General features: G+C 55.8%; 38 protein-coding genes. 33 read left to right on the forward strand and 5 right to left on the reverse strand.

The window, feature by feature from the left end; genetic code table 11:
- The first annotated feature begins 233 nt into the window (after window positions 1–233).
- Window positions 234–416, forward strand: a complete 183-nt coding sequence (locus tag APH36_RS31850) for a hypothetical protein (RefSeq protein WP_135002422.1) — start codon at window positions 234–236, stop codon at window positions 414–416.
- 56 nt (window positions 417–472) lie between these two features.
- On the opposite strand, the gene APH36_RS25445 is transcribed toward APH36_RS31850, so the two are convergent.
- The 4 genes from APH36_RS25445 to APH36_RS25460 form a co-directional block, all read right to left on the reverse strand.
- Window positions 473–766 carry a hypothetical protein gene (locus APH36_RS25445; protein WP_023383692.1) on the reverse strand — a complete coding sequence of 98 codons (294 nt, stop codon included), beginning with the start codon at window positions 764–766 and terminating at the stop codon, window positions 473–475.
- A gap of 201 nt (window positions 767–967) precedes the next feature.
- Window positions 968–1,150: a hypothetical protein gene (locus APH36_RS25450; RefSeq protein WP_023383693.1), complete on the reverse strand. Its 183-nt coding sequence runs from the start codon at window positions 1,148–1,150 to the stop codon at window positions 968–970.
- Window positions 1,143–1,517 carry a hypothetical protein gene (locus APH36_RS25455; protein ID WP_023383694.1) on the reverse strand — a complete coding sequence of 125 codons (375 nt, stop codon included), beginning with the start codon at window positions 1,515–1,517 and terminating at the stop codon, window positions 1,143–1,145. Before APH36_RS25455 ends, APH36_RS25450 begins: the two co-directional genes overlap by 8 nt.
- Before the next feature lie 157 nt (window positions 1,518–1,674).
- Window positions 1,675–2,325, reverse strand: a complete 651-nt coding sequence (locus tag APH36_RS25460; protein WP_023383695.1) for a hypothetical protein — start codon at window positions 2,323–2,325, stop codon at window positions 1,675–1,677.
- A 153-nt stretch (window positions 2,326–2,478) separates the two neighbouring features.
- Between APH36_RS25460 and APH36_RS25465 the strand changes: the two genes are divergently transcribed.
- The 32 genes from APH36_RS25465 to APH36_RS25615 all read left to right on the forward strand — a co-directional run bounded on the left by APH36_RS25465 (window position 2,479) and on the right by APH36_RS25615 (window position 21,824).
- Window positions 2,479–2,751, forward strand: a complete 273-nt coding sequence (locus APH36_RS25465; protein WP_060501055.1) for a hypothetical protein — start codon at window positions 2,479–2,481, stop codon at window positions 2,749–2,751.
- Between the two features lie 45 nt (window positions 2,752–2,796).
- Window positions 2,797–3,072: a hypothetical protein gene (locus APH36_RS25470; protein ID WP_060501057.1), complete on the forward strand. Its 276-nt coding sequence runs from the start codon at window positions 2,797–2,799 to the stop codon at window positions 3,070–3,072.
- A 247-nt stretch (window positions 3,073–3,319) separates the two neighbouring features.
- The gene (locus APH36_RS25475) at window positions 3,320–3,619 is read left to right on the forward strand and encodes a hypothetical protein (RefSeq protein ID WP_060501059.1); all 300 of its coding nucleotides are present in this window, start codon (window positions 3,320–3,322) and stop codon (window positions 3,617–3,619) included.
- Window positions 3,620–3,817: 198 nt separating this feature from the next.
- A complete protein-coding gene (locus APH36_RS25480) occupies window positions 3,818–4,171 on the forward strand; it encodes a hypothetical protein (protein ID WP_054925963.1) in 354 nt (117 codons plus the stop codon).
- A 46-nt stretch (window positions 4,172–4,217) separates the two neighbouring features.
- The gene (locus tag APH36_RS25485) at window positions 4,218–4,442 is read left to right on the forward strand and encodes a hypothetical protein (RefSeq protein WP_226342923.1); all 225 of its coding nucleotides are present in this window, start codon (window positions 4,218–4,220) and stop codon (window positions 4,440–4,442) included.
- A 141-nt stretch (window positions 4,443–4,583) separates the two neighbouring features.
- Window positions 4,584–4,796 carry a hypothetical protein gene (locus tag APH36_RS25490; RefSeq protein WP_054925947.1) on the forward strand — a complete coding sequence of 71 codons (213 nt, stop codon included), beginning with the start codon at window positions 4,584–4,586 and terminating at the stop codon, window positions 4,794–4,796.
- A 251-nt stretch (window positions 4,797–5,047) separates the two neighbouring features.
- The gene (locus tag APH36_RS25495) at window positions 5,048–5,923 is read left to right on the forward strand and encodes a SprT-like domain-containing protein (RefSeq protein ID WP_082420985.1); all 876 of its coding nucleotides are present in this window, start codon (window positions 5,048–5,050) and stop codon (window positions 5,921–5,923) included.
- 54 nt (window positions 5,924–5,977) lie between these two features.
- Entirely contained in the window at window positions 5,978–6,478 is a 501-nt protein-coding gene (locus APH36_RS25500) for a hypothetical protein (protein WP_054925949.1), read from the forward strand.
- A gap of 112 nt (window positions 6,479–6,590) precedes the next feature.
- Window positions 6,591–7,097, forward strand: coding sequence for a hypothetical protein (locus APH36_RS25505; protein ID WP_054925951.1), 507 nt, complete (start codon window positions 6,591–6,593; stop codon window positions 7,095–7,097).
- Window positions 7,098–7,344: 247 nt separating this feature from the next.
- Entirely contained in the window at window positions 7,345–7,749 is a 405-nt protein-coding gene (locus APH36_RS25510) for a TraR/DksA family transcriptional regulator (RefSeq protein WP_054925954.1), read from the forward strand.
- 51 nt (window positions 7,750–7,800) lie between these two features.
- Entirely contained in the window at window positions 7,801–8,121 is a 321-nt protein-coding gene (locus APH36_RS25515) for an Arc family DNA-binding protein (protein ID WP_082420986.1), read from the forward strand.
- Between the two features lie 12 nt (window positions 8,122–8,133).
- Window positions 8,134–8,922, forward strand: a complete 789-nt coding sequence (locus APH36_RS25520; RefSeq protein ID WP_054925956.1) for a hypothetical protein — start codon at window positions 8,134–8,136, stop codon at window positions 8,920–8,922.
- Between the two features lie 113 nt (window positions 8,923–9,035).
- Window positions 9,036–9,956, forward strand: coding sequence for a recombination-associated protein RdgC (rdgC, locus tag APH36_RS25525; RefSeq protein ID WP_060501065.1), 921 nt, complete (start codon window positions 9,036–9,038; stop codon window positions 9,954–9,956).
- 167 nt (window positions 9,957–10,123) lie between these two features.
- Complete coding sequence (locus APH36_RS25530; protein WP_060501061.1) at window positions 10,124–11,599, forward strand: DNA cytosine methyltransferase; 1,476 nt, start codon at window positions 10,124–10,126, stop codon at window positions 11,597–11,599.
- A 151-nt stretch (window positions 11,600–11,750) separates the two neighbouring features.
- Window positions 11,751–11,909: a hypothetical protein gene (locus APH36_RS25535; protein WP_156342200.1), complete on the forward strand. Its 159-nt coding sequence runs from the start codon at window positions 11,751–11,753 to the stop codon at window positions 11,907–11,909.
- 102 nt (window positions 11,910–12,011) lie between these two features.
- Entirely contained in the window at window positions 12,012–12,335 is a 324-nt protein-coding gene (locus APH36_RS25540; RefSeq protein ID WP_041925835.1) for a hypothetical protein, read from the forward strand.
- A gap of 158 nt (window positions 12,336–12,493) precedes the next feature.
- A complete protein-coding gene (locus APH36_RS25545) occupies window positions 12,494–12,763 on the forward strand; it encodes a hypothetical protein (protein WP_023383712.1) in 270 nt (89 codons plus the stop codon).
- On the forward strand, window positions 12,760–12,918 hold the full coding sequence (locus APH36_RS32180) for a hypothetical protein (RefSeq protein ID WP_023383713.1): 159 nt from the start codon (window positions 12,760–12,762) through the stop codon (window positions 12,916–12,918). The genes APH36_RS25545 and APH36_RS32180 overlap by 4 nt, the downstream gene beginning before the upstream one ends.
- Window positions 12,919–13,146: 228 nt before the next feature.
- On the forward strand, window positions 13,147–13,623 hold the full coding sequence (locus APH36_RS25550; protein WP_023383714.1) for a hypothetical protein: 477 nt from the start codon (window positions 13,147–13,149) through the stop codon (window positions 13,621–13,623).
- 320 nt (window positions 13,624–13,943) lie between these two features.
- The gene (locus APH36_RS25555) at window positions 13,944–14,192 is read left to right on the forward strand and encodes a hypothetical protein (protein WP_023383715.1); all 249 of its coding nucleotides are present in this window, start codon (window positions 13,944–13,946) and stop codon (window positions 14,190–14,192) included.
- Between the two features lie 148 nt (window positions 14,193–14,340).
- On the forward strand, window positions 14,341–14,580 hold the full coding sequence (locus APH36_RS25560) for a hypothetical protein (protein WP_023383716.1): 240 nt from the start codon (window positions 14,341–14,343) through the stop codon (window positions 14,578–14,580).
- Window positions 14,581–14,588: 8 nt separating this feature from the next.
- On the forward strand, window positions 14,589–15,329 hold the full coding sequence (locus APH36_RS25565) for a hypothetical protein (protein ID WP_023383717.1): 741 nt from the start codon (window positions 14,589–14,591) through the stop codon (window positions 15,327–15,329).
- 2 nt (window positions 15,330–15,331) lie between these two features.
- Window positions 15,332–15,592 carry a hypothetical protein gene (locus APH36_RS25570; protein ID WP_023383718.1) on the forward strand — a complete coding sequence of 87 codons (261 nt, stop codon included), beginning with the start codon at window positions 15,332–15,334 and terminating at the stop codon, window positions 15,590–15,592.
- Window positions 15,589–16,530, forward strand: coding sequence for a signal peptidase I (lepB, locus tag APH36_RS25575; protein ID WP_082426454.1), 942 nt, complete (start codon window positions 15,589–15,591; stop codon window positions 16,528–16,530). The genes APH36_RS25570 and lepB overlap by 4 nt, the downstream gene beginning before the upstream one ends.
- A 115-nt stretch (window positions 16,531–16,645) precedes the next feature.
- On the forward strand, window positions 16,646–17,176 hold the full coding sequence (locus APH36_RS25580) for a hypothetical protein (protein ID WP_023383720.1): 531 nt from the start codon (window positions 16,646–16,648) through the stop codon (window positions 17,174–17,176).
- A 141-nt stretch (window positions 17,177–17,317) separates the two neighbouring features.
- A complete protein-coding gene (locus APH36_RS25585) occupies window positions 17,318–17,563 on the forward strand; it encodes a hypothetical protein (RefSeq protein ID WP_135002420.1) in 246 nt (81 codons plus the stop codon).
- Complete coding sequence (locus tag APH36_RS25590; protein ID WP_054895178.1) at window positions 17,564–18,184, forward strand: hypothetical protein; 621 nt, start codon at window positions 17,564–17,566, stop codon at window positions 18,182–18,184. It begins immediately after the preceding gene.
- Window positions 18,185–18,289: 105 nt separating this feature from the next.
- A complete protein-coding gene (locus APH36_RS25595) occupies window positions 18,290–18,922 on the forward strand; it encodes a hypothetical protein (RefSeq protein WP_023383723.1) in 633 nt (210 codons plus the stop codon).
- 203 nt (window positions 18,923–19,125) lie between these two features.
- Window positions 19,126–19,623, forward strand: coding sequence for a hypothetical protein (locus APH36_RS32385; RefSeq protein WP_054926275.1), 498 nt, complete (start codon window positions 19,126–19,128; stop codon window positions 19,621–19,623).
- A gap of 10 nt (window positions 19,624–19,633) precedes the next feature.
- On the forward strand, window positions 19,634–20,038 hold the full coding sequence (locus APH36_RS25605; protein WP_023383725.1) for a hypothetical protein: 405 nt from the start codon (window positions 19,634–19,636) through the stop codon (window positions 20,036–20,038).
- Window positions 20,039–20,382: 344 nt separating this feature from the next.
- On the forward strand, window positions 20,383–21,177 hold the full coding sequence (locus tag APH36_RS25610; RefSeq protein WP_023383726.1) for a hypothetical protein: 795 nt from the start codon (window positions 20,383–20,385) through the stop codon (window positions 21,175–21,177).
- A 5-nt stretch (window positions 21,178–21,182) separates the two neighbouring features.
- On the forward strand, window positions 21,183–21,824 hold the full coding sequence (locus APH36_RS25615) for a DNA-binding transcriptional regulator (RefSeq protein WP_023383727.1): 642 nt from the start codon (window positions 21,183–21,185) through the stop codon (window positions 21,822–21,824).
- A gap of 416 nt (window positions 21,825–22,240) precedes the next feature.
- On the opposite strand, the gene APH36_RS25620 is transcribed toward APH36_RS25615, so the two are convergent.
- On the reverse strand, window positions 22,241–23,227 hold the full coding sequence (locus tag APH36_RS25620; RefSeq protein ID WP_023383728.1) for a hypothetical protein: 987 nt from the start codon (window positions 23,225–23,227) through the stop codon (window positions 22,241–22,243).
- Window positions 23,228–23,307: the final 80 nt, after the last annotated feature.

Consider the following 23,307-nt stretch of genomic DNA (forward strand, 5'->3'; position numbering starts at 1 on the left):
GAACAAACCAATTAAGCCGGGCCTGCTGCCGGGCTGATACCGTATAAAACCATGTGATTTCGTGCACCTGAAATGAGGTTGTCGATATGCCTGCATGCCTGATTGACCCCGCTGACCTGGAGCGGCTCGCCAGCTCGGATACAGGGAGCCTGCAGGTCACCTTGTACCGGAGTGGCCAGGGTCTAGTCCCGTTGGAGGTTTGTGAAGACCAGGACCTAGCACGGGACGAGAAAATGACTGAACTGCGCTCCCTCATCGAGCATATGAAGACTATGAGAGATGAGTATTCCATCGCGTACAACGAAGGACTCATTGATGGTCGGCTCAAAGAACTGAGAGCGCTTGGGATTTTGAGCGAAGAGGACGTCTCTACTATCGAAGGGGAAGTAGCGGCGTGTGTGGCCCGTCTTTACTGAGCCAGCGCCAGCCCGCACAAATGAACTTTTAGGTTCAGCCGGCTGCGCATAGCACGTTAGTCAGGCAGCAGAAAACTCGTGTCGATTGCATTGTGAGGAATATCCACGCCCCACCATTCAAGCGAGCGGTCGCGGAAGGTCAGCCAGTCAGCCTGTGTTGGGCTTCCATGCGTACACATTCGGCACTCAGGTAAGCCAGACATCTGTTCGGTAACGGTATTGTGAAGATCAATTCCCCGAGGACTGAATCGGCCGACCGTTGAGCCGTCACTGCTGTGTATCCAGATTGTCTGGCGATTGGCGGCGATCTGAAGCTCGTAAAACAGCTCCTGGTCGGTTTGTTGAGTCATACCTGTACCTTGAAGTTTGCGTGTACACGGTGATGTACACCTACGTGGCTATCGTGGCAACCCTTCGAAGGAGCCACTATGACCTGGTCGGTGAATCAGATGCCTCGCGGCTTCACTCTACTTGACCGGAAGCGCAACGAAAAACGCCCCCAGCAAGCCGGGGGCGATGGTGTGCATGCTCAAGCCGCAGTTTGCTGTGGCTCAGTCATACGGGGTTGCGGCCGTGGGAGGCAAGCCACGCTCTGCGCGGAATTCTTGGGCCATCTTTGCACGACGCATATCGGAGAGGATGTCGAACTCGCGCTCGTATTCAGGATTGACGCTGCCCGTGACTGCGTAGGCGGCTCGGACCTTCTGGGATTGCACTTCGATGGCGTTACTCATCAGAGCCAGACTCCGCTTGGAGGTCGTTCGGGTGCAAGCCGTAGAGCCTGGCTATGGGGTCCCGTAGTGCACTGCGCAGCGCAGCCAATTCACCTTGCAAGTGCGTGATCTTGGCCATCTGTTCCGTTTCACCTGTATCAGCCATACGATCAGCCACCGCAGACATGTCGCTACTCACGTACGACAAGCCTCCGAAGCCGCTGACGCTGTAGCCGATGAGCTGAGCAAAATGAGCACGGTCCTCATCGCTGACATTTAGCTGGGCAATAGCGTTCATGTCGATGCCGCCTTGTTCCAGCAAGTGCACCACAATTGCATTCGCCTTGAATCGAAGCGAGCCGTTGTCGTCTTTGATGATTGGTTGCATAGGGTGAGTCATGGGGTGTCCTTGTGTGATTTCGAACTGGAGGGTTCTCGTTACACGGTGGGATGTCTTACATCGGGGCATAACGTTCAGTGGGAACAAAAAACCCCAGGCAAGCCCGGGGTGTGGTGGAGCGTTCGCCTAAGTGAGCCTGGAGACGCTATTTATCATCCGCGGCCTGGTCGCGAGGGCGAAGCAGCCGCACTGCATAGGTGCCGCTTACTACGTGGTCAACTTGGGCTGAAAAACGGCTGGTGCCCGCTTCAATTGCCTCAGTCGAGCAGTCTGGGGTGAAGCGCGCAGTCGTTGTGCTCAGCACATTGTTACCCTCGCTGTAGTATTCAGCGATCAGTCGCCTGGCACCGTCATCCCCGGCTTGCAGGTATGCGATTGCCTCTTTGATGCCGACCGCTGTTTGGTACTGCTTTCTGGCCACACCAGAGGTGCAGTTGAAACTCAGGTCGTCGACGATCAGCCAACCCTGAGACCCCAACCGATCAGCTATGAGCGTTTTCAGCGCATCGGCGTCATCTGCAGTGGTAACAGGTGAAGTTGTAGTCGGCTCACCTGGTAGGTGTTTTGCGTCGATCCGGTGAGCCAGATCCTCGGTCACAATGAAATGCGTGGAGCCAAAGGTTCGGACGACTCCACGCCCTTCGATTGGGGACTCCAAGCGATCGAGGAGGGGTCTGGTGTCGCGAATCTCCACTCCCTCACCGGTCTTGGAGATGCGCACGATGCACGCCATCTTGACGATGGTCCGTGCAAGCTCCGGGGTCAGGCAGGTCGCTACTTTCACGAGTGTTGTCATGGTTTCTCTCCTGGGGAATTGAACATCGTGCTCAGGGATGAGTTACATGGCGGAACAAGGATGCTGGCGCTCGCCGGCACGTCCGTTACACGCGTGCGTGAGCCATATCCATGGGCAAGTTCAACCAGATTTCCCTTCTGAGGAGTGCCACCCATGAGCAGCAACAAAACCGTCCCTGTCGCCGAGTACCGCCGTGCCTACGACCGTCTCCACCGCAAGGTCAATGACTACCATGCCTGCTGCAGTGCCGATGAAGTTTCCCATTGGAAAGAGATGACCCAACGGGTTTTGACTGAGGTCTCGAACATTTCGTGCTCGCGTGCGAAACCCGATGATGTCGAAAACATGGCCAAAGCGCGTGCGAGGGTCGAGGGCTACCTGGCCGCAGCCGAAGAGCGAATCGAGGCCTATAAACGCGCTGCGTGACTTTTTTCAACGCGAGCAAAAAGTGATTATTGGCGGATGAGCAGTATGGAATACCTACAATACACGCCGGCGCCGTCGGCACGCAGTGCTGATGTTCGCCGCATGCGTGCGGCATTGGCGAATGCAGGCTACATGGCCAGCGAGAACGATATCGAGCGGCTGTGGGATGACTACAGCTTCGCGAGACGCTTTTACAAGGCAGGTTGGTTTGATTTGCCCCAGGACGATGAGCAACTGCTGGAGCTTCTGCTTGTTGGGTTCAAGGTGAAGCCTATCCCCTACGACGATGACGATTCTATCCAGTGGCCTTCGCACTGGTAGTACCGTCCGCCAGGCCTGATCCCCTAACGCTGCACCACCCCGTTCTGTTCACGCAGTTCGGGGTTTTTTACACCTGCGCTTCCTGCTCAGTAGGGTAATTTCAGTAAGGCGCAACTCAAAGAGCCTGCTGCGATCGACTGCTGACACCCACAGCTTAGCCCGCGGGAGCTGCCGTCTGGGGTGGCTTATCAGGTGTTGTTGGCCATTCCTAGCTATACGGCCAACCCACTCCTTGAGGAAGAACCCAATGCAAACCATGCCCGTGACCATCGCCATGCTGCGCAACATTGCACCCGTTTCAGTGGGCGCCAGCCAGTTCAACGGAAAGCCAGTGTTCAAAGCCTACTCGAAGACCGTGGACCGCTATTTTGAGCTGCGCGGTGACGCCTCAACCAGCGATCACTACGCTGCACTGGTTGCCGAGTTCGGCGACGCAATCAGCAAGCCTGCGGCAGATTATGATGTCGAGCAATGCCCCCGGTGCTTCACCGATCTTGAAGTATTCCAGGTTGGCCTTTGCGACGACTGCCAGGCACTCGGTTGCTGAACCAATAACGTTTCATCCACCCGGCCCACGAGGCCGGGTTTTTTGTGCGCCTGACAGACCGCGGGCAGGTTGTCCTAGTTGATTATTGTTGTCCTATAGTTTAAAAATGCACTTTCCCACCGCGCTTGCGTGGAAGGGACGAGGTGGCGGGGGTCTGTTGACCAACCGATGCCATACAAAATTTTCGAGGACTTCTGCATGCCTGATCCATTCGCGCATCACCTGCGGCTTAAGCGCCCATGTGCGAACTGTCCATTCCTCAAGGAGGGAGCGATCGAGCTCACGCCTGGGCGTTTAGACGGGATTATTGAAGGGCTGCTGGAGGATGATCACAGTACATTCCAGTGCCACAAGACGGTGCACTCACGGAAGGGTGGTGAGTGGGATGAGGACGGCAATTACACCGCCTCTGGCCATGAGGCGATGTGCGCTGGTGCTGCGGCCTACCTGATGAAGAACGGGAGCCCCTCTGTCGCCATGCGGATTGCGTTTGCGACCGGAGCCGCAAACCCTGGTGACTGGAACGACGCGAAACCCTCCATTATCGATTGAGTCAGCCGGCATACCGTCTGCCCACACAATTTTCGGGTGCATGAATTTGGAAAACGAAGTTCAACTGAAACAGCCGCTGTTGACCCCGGCAGAGTTCAAGGCTGAGTACAAGGCCCGCGGCTGGAATGGCCGCCTGCTTGCCATCCGCTGGGATAAGACGGCTGTGTGGATCAGCAAAATAGTCAACGACCTTGACCGTGATCCGCACTGGGATGACGCGGTCCGCGGCTTGCCAAAAATAGTGATCACCAAGAAGTCGAAGGCGAAGTAGGCGCAATCGGCACCGAGGATCCGCGAAGGTTTTGGCCGGCTGGCTCGTTACACTCCTGGCAAAATGAACGTCGAATGAGGCGTATGTAATTGCGTTCCGCATCTCCCTGAGTCATGCAACGCAAGCCTCAGGAGATTGCAAATGGGAACACTCAACTCGACCCCTACTGGTCCGGAGATGCCTCTCAAATTGTGGGGAGGAGAACAAGGCCAGCGGCTGCGTCGCGCCCAGGCGCGTCACGAAAGAATGGTGGCCAAGGCGATCAACGGCAACGTATCTAGCCGTCGTCTCAAACAATTGGTCATGCGCTATGACCGGATCCTTTACGCCGCCGTAAAGCTCGCGCCTAGGTAGCAATGAAGTCTTAATCCCATCAAGAAGCCTCAGCATGCGTGCTGGGGTTTTTTCTTGCCCGCAGATAGGCGATTGGAATCTGGCTGGCGCCGTCGATCTGGCTTATCAAACCTACGCATGCATTTACGATACATAACGCGTACGTGTAATATTTGCAGCTTCTATTCAGGAGCTCTCCCAGCCATGCTTCCACCTTCCTCTGCTAGTGAAGCCCAGCTGAGTGTCCAGGTGCCGCCAGAGGCTGAAGCCTGATGCTCCCCGTCGACGAACTGAAGGCGGTCAGGGCCCGTGTCACAGAGTGCCTGGGGCTGGCGGCATCTCATCTTTCCCGTGACATTCCAGAGATACCGGTCCTGTTTAACCTCACTGGTAAATCCGGTGGCATGTTCAGGTACCGCAAAAACAAGGTGACTGGCCGGTGCTACGACCTGCAGTTCCGGTTCAACCGCATTTTGGCGCGAGAGAATCTCTCAGAGTACCTCGATCAAATCTGTCCGCATGAGGTCGCCCACTATGTCACTCACCTGGTATGGGGGGCAGAGGTCGATCCGCACGGGGCCGAATGGACCAAGATTATGGTTGAGGTGTTCAAGGTCCAGGCCGACAGATGTCACCAGCTTGACACATCGAGAGCAGTCAAGAGGGAGTTCCTGTACCAGTGCGGGTGTGAAGGTAGAACATTCCGGTTATCGACCAAAAGGCACAATCGCATGGTCAGGCAGACGGCGCTATACAGCTGCAATGCTTGCGGTCAGCTCCTGGCTTTCATCCGAGAGGCTGATAAGGCTGCGGCCCAGGTCATATCAAAGCTGTTCATTAGCACCTCGGGCCCCGCGATCGACAGCGCTCAAGCTGACCGGATCGCCAAGCTCATCATTGATCACCAGGTGAACCAGGTCGTCATTGACTGCTTAATCACGGGTGAGCGCCACCGCCAGTTGATAAGCAAGAAATTGAATGTCCCGTTGGCCTCGGTGACCAGGCATCCGACCCCCGACACACTGCCAGGCGGGGTGACTCACGCGATCATCTTCGGCGATGGCCAAGACGAGCGTCAAGTGCGCGTAGCCAAGGCTTTCGAGCAGCGAGGGGTGAAGGTGCGGATGGTCCGAGCAGGTGTTGGCTGAAGTGGCGGTTATGAAAGCGCCCATTACCCCGAAACAATTTGCGTAGAGCCCCCCATGCGTCATACCGAACCTACCCAGCAACACCCCGATGCCGCGGATACTTTCCGCCTGAAAGCATTCCGAGTCGTCACCGGCGAACTGTTCGCTGCAGCCAATGCGCAGCATGCGCTCGACATGGCCAAATCGCACCTCTCACAGCCCCAGCTCAGCCTGCGCGACGTCGTCGCGGCGAACCACTGGGATTGGGTGGTAGCGGATGAGAATGGCGCTGAGCTCGCCGCCGGCGCTTCGGCGCTACTCGCCCGGGCTACCGCTCCGGGCTTGCTTGGTCGTTGCAGAACAGACCATTCCTACCAAACCGTGTTCGTCGAAGATCTGATCGGACGAAGCTTGGAATGGGCCATGCGTGAAGCGAGCTTCAAGGCATTTGGTTTCATGATGAACGCTGAGCCTGGCTGCCCAGTCGCCACTCAGAGGGACGCCGTTCGGCGGTGGCTTGGGGATGTCGTGAGCGTCCCTGCAGATCTACACATCCTGGACGTGCAAGCGGCGTGAGCCTTTGGTATGCCGGCGCCATGCACCCAGCGCTAGGGGAGAGGCCGCACGTCATACATGTCCGTGTGGGCCATCTCCACCTACAAACTTAACGCACATGAGGTGCCGCACCATGACTAACCCAAACCAAGCAGTAGCAGTCTCCACTGAAGGCCGTGTACCAGCTGATTGGAAGGCTCCTGACTTCTATCAGCCATTGGACCTAATGCGCGCCAAGCTGGCTTTCCAGTTCGGCGATTTCGCACATCTTGTGCTCAGTCAGTTCGAAAAAGCGAAGACAGCATACATGGGTCGCGATATGTCGCAGGCTCAGTTCCCCCGCACTGGCGAGGAGGCGATGATCGAGCTTGAGGTTCGAACTCAAACCCTGCAGTGGGTTGTTGAAATGGCCGGTCTGACAGGAAAAGCTGCCGACTACGCAGCCAACCGCTATCACGAGGACACCGCGTTCTTGCTGGTCTACTCGATGCCAAACGAAGATGGGCTCCAGACGTTCCGCTGCGGTGGTGGTAGCCCGGGCGCCGCTCTTGCTCAATTCGCGCAGCAGAATCCAGACCGAGTTCAGCTCGTGCAGGAGATCTACGTGGACAAACGAAGCCTTCAGCCGGAAGCGGCATAACGATTCACCCAAACCCCACCGCCTAGCGCTGGGGTTTTTTTACGGCTGCAGAAAACCCGGACGTTCGGGCGAAAATTTATTTCTGCATGCATAACACGTATGTGTAATTTTACTGTTGTGCGTTTCGGATACTGTCCGTAATATCGGTGCGTGTGAAAATGACAGCATGGTGCCATCAACCTGCCGTATCGATCGTCGAGACGCTGGCGCCAGGCACATTGACCCAACCAATCACGAGGCCCAATCGATGACCCCTCAGGAACTGTTGCAACAGCCCGACGACCAGTACATGAACCCTGAGCAAGTAGCGTTCTTCAAAAACCTGCTGGTGAGCGAAAGCGCTACTGCCACGGAGCGGATCGAGCAGCTGCGCATCGACCTGACGGGCTTGGAAAAAGCTCCTGATGAAGTCGACGCAGCACTGATCGAGCAAGAGCGCCAGTCCATCCTGGGCAGCATCGAACGCGAGAACCAAAGTCTGCGCGATATCAAGCAGGCTATGTCTGCCATCGCAGACGGTAGCTACGGCTGGTGCGAGGACACCGGTGAGCCAATTGGCCTCCGTCGCTTACTCTCAAATCCTCGCTCGCTCTTGACTGTCGAGGCCAAGGAGAGCCGCGAAAACAAATCCCGGCACCTTCGCGCAGCGTAATCACTCTTCACCTGAGTCGTCGCCAGCCCCCGTCATACTGAGGTTAAACCCATGCCCAAGTCCCAGCCCCGCAATACATCCCGCACAGCGGATAAATTCGTGATCCGCTTGCCTGACGGCATGCGAGCGAAGATCGCCGACATTGCGAAAGACCATCACCGCAGCATGAACTCCGAAATCATCGCCCGCCTTGAGTTGAGCATCGAGCAGGATGAGCACGGCGACCTAACAGTGCGTACGCTGGCGCAGGTTACCCGGCGTTGTGAGGAGCTGGAGCGTGAGCTAGCGGAGCTCAAGGCTACTCTGGGCAACGAAACTCACAAGCCAGGTCTGCAGCAGCCGCCACGACTGGCGATCGCCAGCGCGCAGTGAAGGACGACCGCCATGGGGAACTTGCTTGATGTAGCTCCGGGCGCAACTGGCGCCGGCACTGCCGACTTTGCTGCGTTGCTCTTGAAGGCTGCCCAGCGGTATTTCTACTTGCGTGGCCCCGCCCTCAGGACCGGTAAAGCGAACACCCCAATGGTACGTATGGGTATCGACACACTGCTGAGCGGGGGCTCGCTCGATGCGGAGGTCGACCGGGCGATGATCGAAGCGCATGCCGCGGGGCTCAGTGTTCCACCAGGAGCCAGCGGCCATGCCGGCAGCCATCAGTTCTCAGCCGCTGAAGCGGTGTTTTTGCGAAAGCTGCTCGCAGCGCCTCAACCAGCGCAGGCGGCCCAACTCTTGAAGTATGCGACCGCGGTAGGGGTGCGTGACACAGCGAATCTCTTTGCCAACTACATCGCGTACATGAACTCTCCGATGCCCTGGCTGCAGCAGACGGCCAATGAAGGCACCCTCGCAACTTTCAGCAGCTCGCCATCCGCCCGTTTGGAAAATGCGCCTACTGGGAGCCAGCGGGCTACTGAGGGGAGCACGCGTCGGACCTGGTCGCTGGAGGCTCCGGAAAGTGCCGGTCAGTTTTGGAACTGGAGTGGGAAGGAGGGCATCGATGCCTCGTTGTTGGTGGTGACCTGGTCGTCGGACTTAGGCAAGTTCTGCGTAGAAGGGGCACCTGGTACAACGCGACCGATCAGTTGTGAGGAGTGGGGAGGATGGTGGGCTGAGCTCGACCGGCCTAACCCTGCCGAAGAGATCGGTTGCCTTCGCTACGCGTCTGCCGGCTGATCGTCAGCTCACCTTGCCCCATCAGAAAGCACTCAGGTGCCTCAACCTCAATCATTCAAGACAGTGCTCATGAGGGCGCTGTCATCACCGACATTACCTAACAAGGCATGACCATGTGGTTTAAGAATCTGACCGTTTACCGCCTGACCCAAGATATTGAATTTGCCGCGGATACGCTCCAAGCCGCCCTGGCGTCGAAGCCGGCACGGCCGTGCGGCTCGCAAGAGCTGGTCACCTATGGCTTCATCGCGCCGCTGGGCAAGGGGGAGGATGCTCCACTCGTTCACCAGAGCGGGAATTTCTTTCTGATCAGTGCTCGGAAGGAAGAGCGCATCCTGCCGGCAAGCGTGGTCAATGATGCCGTGAAGGAGAAGGTCGAGGAGATAGAGAACGCTCAGCAGCGCAAGGTCTACAAGAAAGAGCGTGACCAGATCAAGGACGAAACGATCCAGGCCATGCTGCCGAAGGCGTTTATCCGTCGGAGTGTGATCACAGCGACCATCGCGCCCAAGCTCGGGCTGATTATCGTCAACAATGCGAGCGCCAAACGTGCTGAGGATCTGCTCTCCACGCTCCGTGAAGTAATGGGATCCCTGCCGGTGCGCCCGGTGACTGTGAAGATCGCCCCGAGCGCGACCCTCACTGACTGGCTCAAAACCGGCCAGGCGAGCGAAGGCTTCTACGTCCTGGACGAATGTGAACTGCACGATACCCATGAAGAGGGGGGGTCAGTTCGCTGCAAGCGGCAGGATCTCACCAGCGACGAAATAAAAAATCACCTGGCAACTGGCAAGGTCGCGACCAAGCTTTCGCTTGCTTGGCAGGACAAATTGTCATTCATTCTGGACGACAAGCTGGTGATCAGACGCTTGAAGTTCGAAGAGTTGCTTCAGGAGCAGGCTTCCCAGGATGGGGGAGAAGATGCCCTGGCGCAGGCTGACGCCACGTTCGTGTTGATGATGATGACCTTCGCCGAATTCCTCCCGGCTCTGTACGAGGCGCTGGGTGGTGAGGAAGTGCCGGCGTCCATCTGAACCAAGCAGGACCCCAAGCCTCCGCTATAGCGGGGGCATTTTTTTGCCCGAAAAAAGTATGGAGCCTTGTTCCGCATTCCAGGTGTGTACGGACAACCAGTTTGTCATTTCCCCGTTCGGGCTCAGTCCCCGTCAGGGGAGCTGTGTCGACTACTTGGAGCAGCATAATGACCACCATCATCAACGCAAAAATTGGCGAATCGAAAGGCGTTTCACGTGTTTTCATGGAAGGCCGTCACCTGCTGACAGCGGGTGTTCAGATTGGCAATAAATACTCGATTAAGTCTGACAAGGTTGCCCGACGTCTAGAGCTAATTGAGGTTCAATCCGGCTTCGCCGGAAAGTGCATCAGCGTATCAAAACGTGAGCGCAATGGGGTTGTTCATCCAGTAATCGACCTGCGTTCAGAGCAAATTCGTGAAGTCTTTGAAGATGATCATAAGGTCCGCGTTGCGATTCGTCGTGGCCGGATTGTGATCACTGCTTTGCAGATTCAAACCAAGATCCGCGAGCGCCTCAAGCGCATGAAAGAAAAGTTGGACCGTGGCCAGAAGCTCGCTGTATGTAGTCTTTTTCATGGCGGTGGGATCTTAGATGCCGCAGTGCACTCTGGCTTAATGCGGTCGGGTGTAGGCTCGTTCTTACAAGTCGGTGTTGAGCTAGAAAGCGAGTATCTCGACTGCTCAATGCGGAATAACACTGAAATTTGGACAGAGGATTCAATTGCGATCAACTCTGATGTTCGGGATGTGTATCTAAGTGAAAATACGCCGCAATGTGAGGTTTTGCTTGGAGGGATTCCGTGTATAGCAGCGTCAAAGAGCGGTAAGGTTAAAAATAAACTGACTTTTGCAGAGGAGCATGCTGACGCAGGCGCGCTTTTCGTGGACTATCTCAACTGGCTCCGTCATGTCAACCCTTGTATTGCGCTGATTGAAAATGTTGGGGAGTACGCAAATACAGCTTCCATGGCGGCTATCCGAAGTGTGTTTATCTACCTCGGATACAGAGTTCATGAAGCAGTCCTTGATGGATGGGACTACGGGACGCTGGAGCACCGGAAACGCTTGGTCGTTGTGGCAATAACTCCCGGTATTGGGGACTCTTTCTCGTTTGAAAATCTGAAGGTGAACAAGGTGAGAGAGACATGCATCAATGCAATACTTGATGACATTCCTCTCGACGACGAATCTTGGAAATCCTATGAATACTTGGCAACTAAGGAGAAAAGAGACAAGGCTGAAGGCAAGGGTTTCGCGAGGCAATTACTAACAGGAAATGAATCTGATTGTGGCACGCTTGGGACGGGCTACAAGAAGGGCAGAAGTACCGAACCCTTCATATTGCATCCCGAAAATCCAGGACTCAGCAGGCTCTTTACTAAAGCGGAACATGAAAGGCTCAAAGGCATTCCTGCAGGGTTAACCGATGGGGTTTCTGAAACGATTGGTCATGAAATATGTGGTCAGAGCGTCTGCTTTCCTAAGTTTGTTTCAGTGGGTGAGGAAATAGGGCGGGCACTCATGTCATCCCGCAATAACGTGGTTAACTTTCCGTCGCGATCAGCTCAAGCCAGCATGGACGAGGCGGTTTGCGCGGAACCCGAGAAATTCCAAACTGGATCACTGGCTTTACTGATCTGATTGGTGAGGTGCCGCCTTAAACGCTACTCAAACCCGGTTCGCTTAGGCGAATCGGGTTTTTCTTTGCTCGATGAAATTGTTTCAGGCGCTTGATGCCGTCAACCTAATTTGCTATACATTAGTCACTAGTTTTCCCAGAGAGGGGGCGAACATGAAATCGATGACTTTTACTTCTGAATTTCTGAGTGCTGCAAAACAGGCTCCGCGCATCTATTTTGCGCCTCTGGTGGGTGCTTATAAAGCCATCAAGGCTGAAATGGCCAAGGCCGGCGGAGGCGACCGCTCAACCAAGACCACCCCCAAGCACTGACCTTCACAAAGAACCCGCCGATCGAGCGGGTTTTTTGTGCCTGTGGTTTACTGGTTTCTGTGAAGCATCCCCTTGGAGCAAGTTAACTTTCAGGGGGCCATCATGCTTCTCGCAATCAACGATCCTGCAGTTCAATCCGCTTTGATAAATGCATTTGCAGCTGTCACCAGTACTGTCCTGGCTGCTGCCTCGGCCGCTCTGATCGGAAAGAAATTTTCGGACCGAAAAAAACTGGAGCAGTCCTTGGAGCTGTGTCAGAAGGACGTCGAATTCTTACTCCAGGTGGAGGCAGAGCATGTCGAGCTCCACAAGGAGCGGGGTGACAAATCCAACAAGCTGAAGGTCCGTGAGAGAGTTAGGGATCTCGGCTTCTCGTTCTCAGGCAAATTCACACCAGGTCGGCTGCGGCAGGCCCGGCAGAGCTGATCGAGATGTGTCCACCCATCAACCCAGCCAGGCTATGCCTGGCTTTTTTGTGCCTGCCGATTACAGACCCGCGTTACGCATCTCCAGGGGCTAGGTCTACCGCAAGAAGGCCTATGGGATTTCTCAACGACCGCCCCAGGTCCTTTCAGGAGTAACAGATGTCCAAAACGCACAAAAAACCTTGGTGGAGCCCGATCGCTCACTTCGGAGCCCATGGCTTCGTCGGTACTATCATCTTCTTGATCATCATGGTGCCAGCAGTCTTGCTCAACCATTTGGTCCAATACTTGGCTAAGTTTGGGATAAGCGATTTCACCTTGCTAATTCTCGGGCTTCTCGAACATGCCATTGTGCTTGTAGATGCTGGTCTTTTCTTCGTCTTTATTTGCATTGGGGCAGCCCGGGCAATCAAGGAGTTTGCTGAATGAATCAATCATTTGGGTCTGAGTTCGCTAACGCTGCAAGGCAGGCACCACGAATCTTCTTCGCGCCATTGATGGGGGCTGTAGCTGCCATCAAAGATGAGTTCAGGCGCGTGAAGTACGGTGCAGACCAAAACAGCAAGCCGCTGCAATCCAAATAAACGCTCAGCAGAGCTACCTATAAAGTAACGCTAAATCCGACCCACCATCCTAGATGGTGGGTCTTTTTTTTGGTTCTGATTTTCGGTGCCGCCGTGTCCTCCCAGGCGCTGCTTGCGGGCAATGAGCGGCAAGAGGCTGGCAGATTTGCACCGACTCTATAGCCGTATGCGTACGCGTTATGTATTCTTGTACCTGGTAATTTCTTGGAACCGATAGGAGCGTTCAATTTGGCCAACACACTCGAATTCGAGGTCGGCGCCGGCTACGAGGTGGCCAACCCACCCAAGCTTGCTGTTGGTGACGATCAGCACCACCAGCTCTCTCGTTTTTTCACTGTGCTGGCCACCGACGAGCACGGGGTGTCGGTGTATGACGGGTGGTACGGTGAGGGTTTTTCGAGCTTGCATCTCCCGCATGATGTCCTTGCGCAGCTTGACGTGACGAGGCTGCCGTCCCGAGGTGAGGCCGGAGCTGCGGACTTGGCCAACGCTATCGCTACCTCAGCCGCCGCTGCCATCGAGCGCCGTGACCAGGTGAAGGAGCACGGTGCTGCTGAGCAAAGCGTGCACGCCTCGCAACGATTCTTCGTGCAGTTCTTCTCCGGCCAGATCAGGGGGCTCGCCTCCAAAGGGCTGATAAACCCAGACCTTGCAGTTCAGATGATCAGCCTGTCGACCGGGGTGGAGCTTACTGTCGGTGAATAGTCGAGGGCGATTCTTCTCTCTGCGCATCGCTATAGCTGCCGTTGCCACTGTCTGCGCTGTTGCTGCTGTCGGCCTGATCCTGTTCAAACCTTGGGCCCAGCGTGGCTTCGAGGTAGCAGCAGCTAAGCCGGTGGGGCGGTACTGCCTGATCAAGCCAGGTGAGCACCGGACCCATTGCGAGGGCGAGGATACCGGCCCCAGGGACCCAGTATTAGCAGCCATCAAAACCATGTCTCAACAAGGGGGGCGGCCGTGATGCCACCTCTCGCCAGTCAAATCGTACTACCTGTTCTGTATCCAACCCAACCTGAGGAACCGCTATGACAATCACTACCGACATGCTCGCTCGTATCGCCGTTGTGGTGCTGGCCGTAATCATTTCGATCGCTATCAACCGCCGCAAAGCTCTTTTCACTGTGAAAAACGCCTCTGGCCCTGAGCAGGTCCAGGCCATTCAGGGCTTTGCTGACCGTTCGCTGCGCGATGTCAATATCCTGATCTGGCTGTGCTCGGCCCTCTGCGCAGCCGCACTGGCCGTGTGTTTCTACTCGATCTTCATCCCGCTGTAAGCCTGTCCTGGTCGATGGCCAAGGCCTCGGTTCATATCTGTGAACTGAGGCCTTTTTTGTGGCGGCATCATGACATCGAATGGCTAGAAGTATTTTGATTCATCCAGTATTATGCGTACGTGTTATAAATCAAATCTAGGAGCTTGAGATGCAGCAAATCCAATTCTGGGCCATGCGGACGTTGAACATTGTTGGCCAAGTGCCGGCAGCCTTAGCACTCGCGGCTTTCGTGTTTGTGTGGGCAAAGATTGGCCACATCACCCCCACACTCGCTTTCGTGCTGATCGCGGTCCTGGTGATGGCAGTGCTCTTCGTACAGCTGATGAAAATGGCCGATCGTAAAAAAGCCAAAGCTGAGCAGGCTCGTGCTGGCGCCGGTCTGCGCTGAGCTGCACCATGTCTGCCAGCCTGACGCAAATCACTCGGTGCCGTCCGTATGTGCGAAGCCTGATCGATACCGGCTTCTACAGCGAGATTCCGATGCATCGCGGGGTGGTTGAGCGCGTGGAGCTCGCAGGTGGCTATACCGTGGAGCTGAGCCTTTCAGGGGATGTATTTGATGGCTCTGCGGTGTGTGAAGTGCGACTGGTTACAGCCTGGCTCCTATTGAAGTCAGAGGCTGTTCCGGTCGCTATCCTGGACGGGGTTTTGTTGTCCAGTGGAGAGGGGAAGCGATACTCCTTGGCTGATGCTTGCGATCTGGTCAGCGAGGCCGTCCAGGCGCTGGTTCACGAGCTGGTCAGGACCTGCCATCAGGACTTCGGCGCTGTGCTGGAAGCTGGCAGCGTCTTTGTTATAACCCGGCTGGAAGTTCGCGATAAATTCAGGTCGTCAGAGCTGAGTCAGTCTATCGTCGAAGTTTCATGTACCTGGCTTCGTTCGAAATGCCGGTTGGCGCTTCTTACCCTGCAGCCGTTTCCTCTCCAATACGAAAATACTGCACCCGTTCTAGGCAGCCGGCATTACGAGCCATACTGGCGAGCCCTTAGTGCGGACGTGGAAAAGCTCTCTTCATATTACAGCTATCACTTTGATTGTATCGCTGCGTCACTTGAGTCAACTCTGTTGATCAAGCCGCTGAGCGGATACAAATGCGCGCTAAGCCGGGCAGGGTGGTCGTTCATAGCCGCGGAGTAAACATGCTCGCTACACAGAAGCAGCCTAAAGGCGTGAAGTACAATATCCAACTCCTCATGAACGGATGGGTGGTTGCAGCGCTCTTGTGGACGGTTGGATCCTTAATTGAATTCCTCCTGGAGAAGTTCAAAGTCACCCCTGCCTACAGCTACGGCTTCTGGGTCAAGGTGGTTGGCTGGGCAGTGGGCGGTATCTTTTTTGCTCTGTTCATAAGCCGCTTGGCTATCTATCGTTACCATAAAAAGATGGGCAAATACTTATGAGCCTGTTTTTGATCGGAGTTGGCTTGACCGTAGCTGCTCCGGCGCTCTGTCGCAAAAAGTATCAGGCCCACGGGCCAGCCTGGATTTACTCCCTAGGGTGCGCCGCCGCGGTGCTCGGCCCCTACATTTTGCTTTGCACATTTTTGGACATGGCGACATTGCTCGCGACTGCAGCAGTCCTTGGCCTGCCGTTCTGGGTCTATGAACGGTATCGGGGAGCTAGGGGCCGGCATCACTACACGCAAGGCGTGGTGGCCTTTCTGGTGGAGTTGACGCCTGTTGCCGTTTTCCTGCTCCTATTCCGATCCTTTGTCGCCGAACCATACCTTGTTCCGTCGTCATCGATGCGCCCCACGCTTGGGGTGGGGAGTGTCGTTGTAGTCGATAAGTTCACCTACGGGATGAGATTGCCATTCGTTCCGAAGCCAATCACGCAAGGTCGACCCCCGAAATTTGGCGATGTTCTGGTTTTCCGATTCCCACTCGATCCGTCTAAGCCTTACATCAAGCGTGTGGTGGGAGTGCCAGGTGACCACATCACTTATCAAGGCGGTGTATTGGCCATTAATAATGTACCGGCGGTACATGTGGGCGAGAAGCCATATGCTTACGAAGATGAAGCTAGCGGGAAGCTCAAGCAGGTCGATTATGCGCTGGAGAATATTCACGACTTACAAACCGGCACGATCAAAGACCCTGGTATCAGTGACTTTGGTGTAAGTACTGATTTTCCTGCTATTCCCGGTTGTGAGAGAAATCTGTCAGGCTTGGCATGTACTGTTCCTGCCGATTCTTATTTCGTACTGGGTGACAATCGACCCAATAGCCTGGACAGCCGTTACTGGGGGTTTGTCACGGATAAGGAAATCATAGGTCGTGCCATTTTTGATCTTGATTTCACTAGCGGCAAATTGGATATAAGCCGAGTAACTCGCTGATTCGCAACCAAGGAGCGCCTGTCATGGACCGACGCAAGAATACAACGCCGTGTTTCTCATTACCTGCTTGTAAGGCAACGCAAGGCCTTGCACCCACCTTTCAGGAGAGAAACGCATGAACTTCCATAACACAGCAATCAAATACGCCCAACTCGCAGCAGCTGCAGTCGATTCCCGCGGTCACCTGCTGCACCAGGTGGGATCGTACCCTGCAGGAACGGTACGTGACGCTGAGCTCGCTGAGCTTGAGCAAGCGTATCGATCGACAGTCATCGCCGAGGTGGTGAGCTCCAGTGAACTGAAGGCCACGGCCCACGTCGTGTTGTCCCAGGACGACGAGGAGTCTGGTGCGGATGCAGAGGTGATCGGTATCTGCTTTGACTCCGCTTCGGCAGAAGGTCTTGCCGACGAGGCTGCATCCGAAATGGCTAAACGCATCAATCAGTTGCTGGCCAATGACATGGGCGCCGATTTCGAACCTGTTTCGGTCACGCAGACTGGCCAGGAGCGTATCGTCTCCAATTCCGATGTCGGTATTCTGGGTGCTATACGCATCAAGACTGCTTCGGTAAGCATCGAGGGCAACGGTTTCGGACTGCATACCGTTACCTCGCCAATCATCCCGCATGGGATGGCCAGTTTGTAAACCAGCTGTATGCCCGGGCCAAGTGCCCGGGTTTTTTTTGCGCTCGGAAGTATGGGTTCCATGGGGTCGCACGTGGCGTTGTGCTGATCTATGCTCATCCAGTATTATCAGTACACGTTACGTATCGATAGGGCTCTAGTCATGGATAGCCGTTCCTCACACTCTCTGATCATTCGCGTCGTGGTTGCTCTTGTCGTCGTAGTCATGGGCCTGCTGGCTACCATGGCTGTTGGCGCCGGCCTGGTGGAGATCTCCCCCAAGCTGATTTTCAAGGGAGTATTCCTTTGCCTTGTCGGTGGAGCGCTGCTCCTCATCATTCGCGCCTACGTGGCCGCTCCTGTGGAGCTGGATGACCAGGCTGCTGCAGATGCTAACGGAAGCAAATAGATGTTCGACCTTCATGAAGGGGGCAGCAGTCCCGAAGCGTCAGCCAATATGAGCTCTCGCAATCTCTTTTTCGAATCGGCGGATAGCGGTTTGAGCAATGTTGCCTGGGCCCAGCTGATGGACCAGTTCCGCGACGAGCAGGGCTGGGCGGATACCCGGCTTAGCAAAGAAATTGGCATCAGCATCTCCATGATCCGCCAATGCCGAGTGCACATGCGCCCCTTGCCGCCTCCAGCGCGCATACGCACGCTGGGCGCGATGGGTGTGGAGGTGACCTTGTCGACTCTGCTCGCAGCATTGCCAGAGCCAATTCGAGAGGCAGTGGAGGCGGCCAATCAACAGTCACAGGTGGTCCGCGAGACATTGGTGTATGGTTTCTTCGATCGCCTGGACGCCGGCGGATCACCAGACCTGGTCAGTGCCTTCTTCGATGGTTTGGCAGCGATCTCGGGGCTGAGTGACAGTGAGCAAGCGTCCCGTATCGGCCTGTCCCTGGAGGATTTCATTCAGATCCGCACAGGGCGTAGACCCATCCCGTTTCGTGTCAAGATGGCTATCTCTGGTGCCTACACGTCCAAGGAGCTTGGTCCCCTGATCCTATCGCTGCTGCCGGCGGCCTAGGAAAGGGGAATTTTCACAGCATTCGCTAACGCCAATATTATACATACGTGTTATGCTTCGGAAAGATTCTGGCGGTTGTCGCCGGTGCATTTTCTGGAGGTGTCTATGGCGGCTCACATTACTGCTCCAACCAAGTGCCTTTGTGGGCATGTTGATCTGTTCAGCTTTTCCTCTCCGGGGATGGGCGGGCGCCGGCAGGATCGCCTCTACGCCAATAGCACTCTCTGCGGGGATTGTAGCGCCCATATCCGCGACCTGGTGAAGCCCCAAGCAAAGGGCTTCTATCAGATCAGCTTGCCCCAGCTGGTGGGCCACACTCGTGCAGTTTCCTGGGCCAATTCGCTCCGCCTGGGCCATATACGCTCTCTCGGTCCGATCATGGCTCACCTGAAGGGCAGGACTGATCCAGTGGCGGTTGCGGCGCTGGCCGTCTTCGAGATGCTCTTCAAGATCACTGATGCTCAGTACTGGATCGGTGGCAAGGAGCACGCATTTGGCGCTGGCCACTGGGTGGTTTCGGAGATCGAGCATTTGATGCGCAAGCGTGACCTTTCCATGCACGAGAACTCCCGATCAGCCTATTGCTACTGGAAGGCAATCAATCCCGCAGTCATCCACCAAGCCCGGCAGGAAGCGTCTGCGCTTCTGTCATCGACTCCAGTGTCGACGGGTGAATCGCCGGCAGTCCAACCATTCCAAGCACAACCCCCAGCGGACAGCACTTCGGTGTTCCTCTGATCGGTGCCTCAGGTGAATTCGTGCAAGTAGAGAACTCAATAGCGCACCAAGACTCAGGAGCGTTTCCAGGGCCAGCTCCATCCGACACCCCTTGCTGCGCGGTAGTAAGGGGGGCGGTTCAATGCGCTGGATATGGCTTCCTGGCGAGCCAGGGGGCCATTATTGGCCATAACGAGATGACCCCTTGCCCTGCATGCAATACCGTGTTGTTTCTGGCCAACGCGAAGAACCAGGCCTCTGCGCCTGCAGGCGCAGCCGGCAGCGACATGGCAACAGAACAGATCTGGCTGGATGCGCTCCGGGTAGCTCATCGGGAGAACCCCGGTGGCGTGCACGCGGCCTTGGAAGAGGTCGGTGAGGTGCAAGTCCGGGTACTGGTGCCTGATCGATCGGCCGTTGTTGTTCGTATTTACAACGCCCCCTACCAGCTCAGTGAGACAGAGCTCGATGATGCGGCCGTCGACGCCATCGCGCTCAGCATGAAGGTGAAGATGGCCAGGAGCCGGGCGAAAGGCCGTGCTGGCTGGAATGAAGGCGATACATGCCCTGCTGATTTCCTATCGAGAGAACTGCGCGAGCACGTCGAGAAAGGAGACCCGCTCGATGTCGCTATCTACGCGATGATGTTGCACCTACGCGGGGAGGTCATCTCTCCAGCAGATTGCGCCACTCACGCATCAACCCAAAACGACCCTGTTTGAGTAAGCCCCCATGATCAGACTGACAAAACTGGCCATCTTCGCCATCGCGGCATTCGGCGCTTGCAGTGCCTCTGCTGTCGAGCTTGTGCTTTCTTCCAATGCCAATGAAATCCCTCAGGACCTGGTCAAGGAGACGATTTCATCCCACTTGCCAGAGCAGATTGTGAAGTTGGATGGCGGCTACAAGCTTTACGCCTACCTGGAAACGGCCGACTATCAACCAGGTGAGCGGCTTTTCAGCTATTCGGTGCAGCTCCACAAGCGCGTGGTGGAGGCTGGCACAGGCAAGGTCTACTGGGTTAGCACAGGCGGCGTCAGGGGCCACGGTGTAGCCGTTTCTCAGGATACGATCCTCGGCAACCTAGGAAGTGACCTCGTGGCTGGCGCCAGTTCATTCAAGCTCGATCAGATGTAATGCCAGGTGTAGGTTCACAAAATAGATGACATACCAGGCCCCGTTTTGATCGGCGCCTGGTCATTTTTTTTGTGAAGCGGGGCGGCGTTTCACAGAAAAGTTCACTCCTACCCATCGGCCACAGCTGTTGACCATCCTTGCAAGAGCCTGGGTGCCCATGCGCTTCCACTGCCGGCCGTATCAGCAGTACTCCAGCTGCACCCCGAAAATAGGTCATCCGTAGGGGAAACCCTGGCAGCTCATTCTTTCAGCGTGACAATTAAATCCAAGGCGATACTATGCGTGTACGCGTACGCGTTATGTATCAAATATGCCTATTGATGCTGTCAGCGTTGGAGCCCGATATGACTGCGAAACGACCATTGCTTTTGTCTCTGTCAGGGGTGCTCTCACTGTCCCTGGTCTCAGCCGACTCGTTCAGTTTAAATCTTGTGCCAGACCCTCCTTCGAGCGAACTGCCTACGTACCTGGCTGCATCCGCGGGGGCCCTTTTCCTCCTCGGTGCTTGGTACTGGTTCAACCGGTCCAGAACCACGGCACAAGTGGCAGAACTGCGGATCCAGCGCCAGCTTCAGGCGCTTGAGAAACTGGAGACCCAGGTTGGCCGAGCGGAACAAGTACTGTCCTTGAAGTGTGAATACATGACGCACCAGGTGCGCACTGAGCTTCAAGATGCCCTGTACGCCATCACTACAGACACCATCCGGAACATGGGTGGGCTGCGCCGGCGGGAACTCATGACCGACAAGCAGTTCCGCAAATTGATGGCGCGGTCTGATGAGTTTTTCAAAAGCCTGGAGAAAGCGCAGGCCAGTGAGGTCACGATAAATCTGGACGATGATGTGCCACTACTCATGCCAGATCGGGGCAATCCTCTACCAAAGCCGGTACCTCAAAAGCGTCCTGATGCCCCCCTGACACTTCAAGCTCCTACGGCAACTGCGGCAGCGAGTATCCCGATTCCGGTGAAGCCGCGGCCGAAGGGCGCCAATGCTGACGCAGGGGAGTCGGATGGGGTGCCGGCACTGGCGGTTACGTCAGCTCTCGTTCTGGGTGGTGGTCTGCTCTCCAGCAATGGGCTGTTCCTGGGTGATGATGATGCCCAAGAGTCAGATCAGAACGACTCCCTGGATGATTGAGGCTTATGGATACCTCCACGTCCGCACCTGGCATCGAAGTATCGGCTGTCAGGCGCATCGCTGACTCCAGCATGCAGGGCATTACCCGGGACAACCGCCCATCGAAGCCTTCTGATGCCGGCTGGCGCGTTCGACTGATGAAGGATGGGAAGTTTGTCGCCGATCGCCATTTTCGCGACTTGGCCTACCACGGCCGTTCCCGCGCAAAGCGAGCAGCGCAATGCTATCGCGACGACATGGCCACTGAGCACCAGATCCAGTTCACCCAAACCGTGCACACTGATCTTGCCCTCCAGCGCCATGCAGCAGGCCTGACTCAGGCAGCTATAGCCTCGATGCTGTCCGTGTCACCCGGGCTGGTATCGAAATGGGAGAAAGGGGGCCATATACCGGCTGCAGCTCGATCGCTCTTCCAAGCTGCAGTGCAAGGTGAGCTGGTCGGCGACGCACCGAGCCTGGCCGGTGCAGACATCAGGCGCATCAGGGCCGAGGTTCTAGGGTGGACACAAACACAACTGGCCGATGCACTGGGATGGGCGTACGCCGCAGTAGGCTATTGGGAAAGAGGGCAGCGGCGGATTCCAGGTTGGGTCCAGGTGTACATGCAGGCGATCGATGAGGGCCGTGTCAGTGGCAAGCAGTATTGAGGTTGGTAGCACTTCAACAATTGACGGAGCGATCAGCCGGTGGCGGCAGGTGAGGCCTTTGCACCTTCGCCTCCCGATCGTCTTTTCAGATGGTACTCAATTGGCCCGCTTCGCAGTCGACTGCGGCCAATGCCGGCGTAGTTTGAACGGAGAGTTGGTGAGGGGGGAGGTCACACCTCAGCCGGGCGATCGCTTCGAGCTGGCTGGGCTTGCTGCCTGTGAGGCATGCGCATCGTTCACTCGATTCACGATCATGTGCACGGGCTCATCCGGTTCGGTGCAGCTTGAGTGGTCAGCTTTCGGGGAAATGAAGCGGCACGAGGTGCATACAACTTGGAGGACGAGGTTGAAGGCCATTTTCCGGTAGGCAAAAAAAAGCCCCTACATCGAGTGTAGGGGCAGCCTGGAAGGCATGGTTATTCCTCAGTGTCTTTGAGGTCGAGCTGTTGCTCAGTAGACGGGTTCACGTTCAGTTTTTCCTCTTCCTCTTCCGCCAGGCGGAATTGCTGCAGGATCTCCTCAAGCTTCTGTTGATTCTCCGGGCTCAACTGCGAATAGCCCTTATCCTGTCTAATGTTTTCGATGGCTGTTTTCATCGTTGGAGCTGCTTGGGTAATTGCCTTCTTGATGACCTTGCCTGGAACAAACCTTGGCCTGAGCTTTTCGGTTTTGCCGCCTGCAGCAGCTGAGCGGGCAAGGCCTTGCTCGATCACTTGCAGAGCTTTGGGGCCATGCTCTTGAAGGATCTGAACAGCCAGCGTGAAGGAAACCACTCCGTCGCGGACGTAGTTCCTGATCTCGATAGGTCCGTTGATCATCAAGAGGTAGTCCGAAACCTGGGCGGGCCAGAGATTCAGTTTTTTGGCGATCGCGGAATGGTCATCGGGATGGAAGCGGGTCATGCGTTTGCAAACAACTGCTGTTGCATATGGGCTAAGCGGTGAACCATTGTTGCTGAGCACAAGGTCTGCAGTCATGTCCTCTTCGGAACAATCATCTGCAGCAATGATGCAAGGGACGGTCGGGATGCTTTCACCTTCGGCGACCAATTCCATCGTGGCTTCAAGACGCTGATGGCCACGCTTCAGACAAATTGACTGCTCTCCATTCTCATCGCGACGGATGATGACCGAGAGAGCCGAGTCTTTCTTGAATCCGTTGTCCTTGATGGATTGCTTCAGTTTCTGAACGTTGGCCAAGTAGTCAGCATTTCGCTCTCTTACGTTGTACCCCGGGATGACCTGGATAGTACCTGGCGCTATGTTCCAGAGGTCGCCTGCGGTGAACCGCTTCTTGCCATCACCCTTTTCCATCGCTTTTTTGATGTTGCCAGTGGTGATGATCATGCGGAAATCCAGATCCAACTGGTGTTCGCTGCTGCTGTTTTCGACGGTTGTGGTCATGGCGGTGCCCTCCTGAAGGGTCAGAAATCGTTGAACTTGCTAAGAGAGATGACTGACACCTGCGCATAACCCAGATTTGC

The organism is Pseudomonas sp. NBRC 111133 (genome assembly GCF_001320605.1).
Classification (GTDB): Bacteria; Pseudomonadota; Gammaproteobacteria; order Pseudomonadales; family Pseudomonadaceae; genus Aquipseudomonas; species Aquipseudomonas monteilii.

Coding starts and splice junctions, on each gene's coding strand:
- APH36_RS31850 (WP_135002422.1), top strand. CDS start 234: ATGACTGAACTGCGCTCCCTCATCGAGCATATGAAGACTATGAGAGAT.
- APH36_RS25445 (WP_023383692.1), bottom strand. CDS start 766: ATGACTCAACAAACCGACCAGGAGCTGTTTTACGAGCTTCAGATCGCC.
- APH36_RS25450 (WP_023383693.1), bottom strand. CDS start 1,150: ATGAGTAACGCCATCGAAGTGCAATCCCAGAAGGTCCGAGCCGCCTAC.
- APH36_RS25455 (WP_023383694.1), bottom strand. CDS start 1,517: ATGCAACCAATCATCAAAGACGACAACGGCTCGCTTCGATTCAAGGCG.
- APH36_RS25460 (WP_023383695.1), bottom strand. CDS start 2,325: ATGACAACACTCGTGAAAGTAGCGACCTGCCTGACCCCGGAGCTTGCA.
- APH36_RS25465 (WP_060501055.1), top strand. CDS start 2,479: ATGAGCAGCAACAAAACCGTCCCTGTCGCCGAGTACCGCCGTGCCTAC.
- APH36_RS25470 (WP_060501057.1), top strand. CDS start 2,797: ATGGAATACCTACAATACACGCCGGCGCCGTCGGCACGCAGTGCTGAT.
- APH36_RS25475 (WP_060501059.1), top strand. CDS start 3,320: ATGCAAACCATGCCCGTGACCATCGCCATGCTGCGCAACATTGCACCC.
- APH36_RS25480 (WP_054925963.1), top strand. CDS start 3,818: ATGCCTGATCCATTCGCGCATCACCTGCGGCTTAAGCGCCCATGTGCG.
- APH36_RS25490 (WP_054925947.1), top strand. CDS start 4,584: ATGGGAACACTCAACTCGACCCCTACTGGTCCGGAGATGCCTCTCAAA.
- APH36_RS25495 (WP_082420985.1), top strand. CDS start 5,048: ATGCTCCCCGTCGACGAACTGAAGGCGGTCAGGGCCCGTGTCACAGAG.
- APH36_RS25500 (WP_054925949.1), top strand. CDS start 5,978: ATGCGTCATACCGAACCTACCCAGCAACACCCCGATGCCGCGGATACT.
- APH36_RS25505 (WP_054925951.1), top strand. CDS start 6,591: ATGACTAACCCAAACCAAGCAGTAGCAGTCTCCACTGAAGGCCGTGTA.
- APH36_RS25510 (WP_054925954.1), top strand. CDS start 7,345: ATGACCCCTCAGGAACTGTTGCAACAGCCCGACGACCAGTACATGAAC.
- APH36_RS25515 (WP_082420986.1), top strand. CDS start 7,801: ATGCCCAAGTCCCAGCCCCGCAATACATCCCGCACAGCGGATAAATTC.
- APH36_RS25520 (WP_054925956.1), top strand. CDS start 8,134: ATGGGGAACTTGCTTGATGTAGCTCCGGGCGCAACTGGCGCCGGCACT.
- rdgC (WP_060501065.1), top strand. CDS start 9,036: ATGTGGTTTAAGAATCTGACCGTTTACCGCCTGACCCAAGATATTGAA.
- APH36_RS25530 (WP_060501061.1), top strand. CDS start 10,124: ATGACCACCATCATCAACGCAAAAATTGGCGAATCGAAAGGCGTTTCA.
- APH36_RS25535 (WP_156342200.1), top strand. CDS start 11,751: ATGAAATCGATGACTTTTACTTCTGAATTTCTGAGTGCTGCAAAACAG.
- APH36_RS25540 (WP_041925835.1), top strand. CDS start 12,012: ATGCTTCTCGCAATCAACGATCCTGCAGTTCAATCCGCTTTGATAAAT.
- APH36_RS25545 (WP_023383712.1), top strand. CDS start 12,494: ATGTCCAAAACGCACAAAAAACCTTGGTGGAGCCCGATCGCTCACTTC.
- APH36_RS32180 (WP_023383713.1), top strand. CDS start 12,760: ATGAATCAATCATTTGGGTCTGAGTTCGCTAACGCTGCAAGGCAGGCA.
- APH36_RS25555 (WP_023383715.1), top strand. CDS start 13,944: ATGACAATCACTACCGACATGCTCGCTCGTATCGCCGTTGTGGTGCTG.
- APH36_RS25560 (WP_023383716.1), top strand. CDS start 14,341: ATGCAGCAAATCCAATTCTGGGCCATGCGGACGTTGAACATTGTTGGC.
- APH36_RS25565 (WP_023383717.1), top strand. CDS start 14,589: ATGTCTGCCAGCCTGACGCAAATCACTCGGTGCCGTCCGTATGTGCGA.
- APH36_RS25570 (WP_023383718.1), top strand. CDS start 15,332: ATGCTCGCTACACAGAAGCAGCCTAAAGGCGTGAAGTACAATATCCAA.
- lepB (WP_082426454.1), top strand. CDS start 15,589: ATGAGCCTGTTTTTGATCGGAGTTGGCTTGACCGTAGCTGCTCCGGCG.
- APH36_RS25580 (WP_023383720.1), top strand. CDS start 16,646: ATGAACTTCCATAACACAGCAATCAAATACGCCCAACTCGCAGCAGCT.
- APH36_RS25585 (WP_135002420.1), top strand. CDS start 17,318: ATGGATAGCCGTTCCTCACACTCTCTGATCATTCGCGTCGTGGTTGCT.
- APH36_RS25590 (WP_054895178.1), top strand. CDS start 17,564: ATGTTCGACCTTCATGAAGGGGGCAGCAGTCCCGAAGCGTCAGCCAAT.
- APH36_RS25595 (WP_023383723.1), top strand. CDS start 18,290: ATGGCGGCTCACATTACTGCTCCAACCAAGTGCCTTTGTGGGCATGTT.
- APH36_RS25605 (WP_023383725.1), top strand. CDS start 19,634: ATGATCAGACTGACAAAACTGGCCATCTTCGCCATCGCGGCATTCGGC.
- APH36_RS25610 (WP_023383726.1), top strand. CDS start 20,383: ATGACTGCGAAACGACCATTGCTTTTGTCTCTGTCAGGGGTGCTCTCA.
- APH36_RS25615 (WP_023383727.1), top strand. CDS start 21,183: ATGGATACCTCCACGTCCGCACCTGGCATCGAAGTATCGGCTGTCAGG.
- APH36_RS25620 (WP_023383728.1), bottom strand. CDS start 23,227: ATGACCACAACCGTCGAAAACAGCAGCAGCGAACACCAGTTGGATCTG.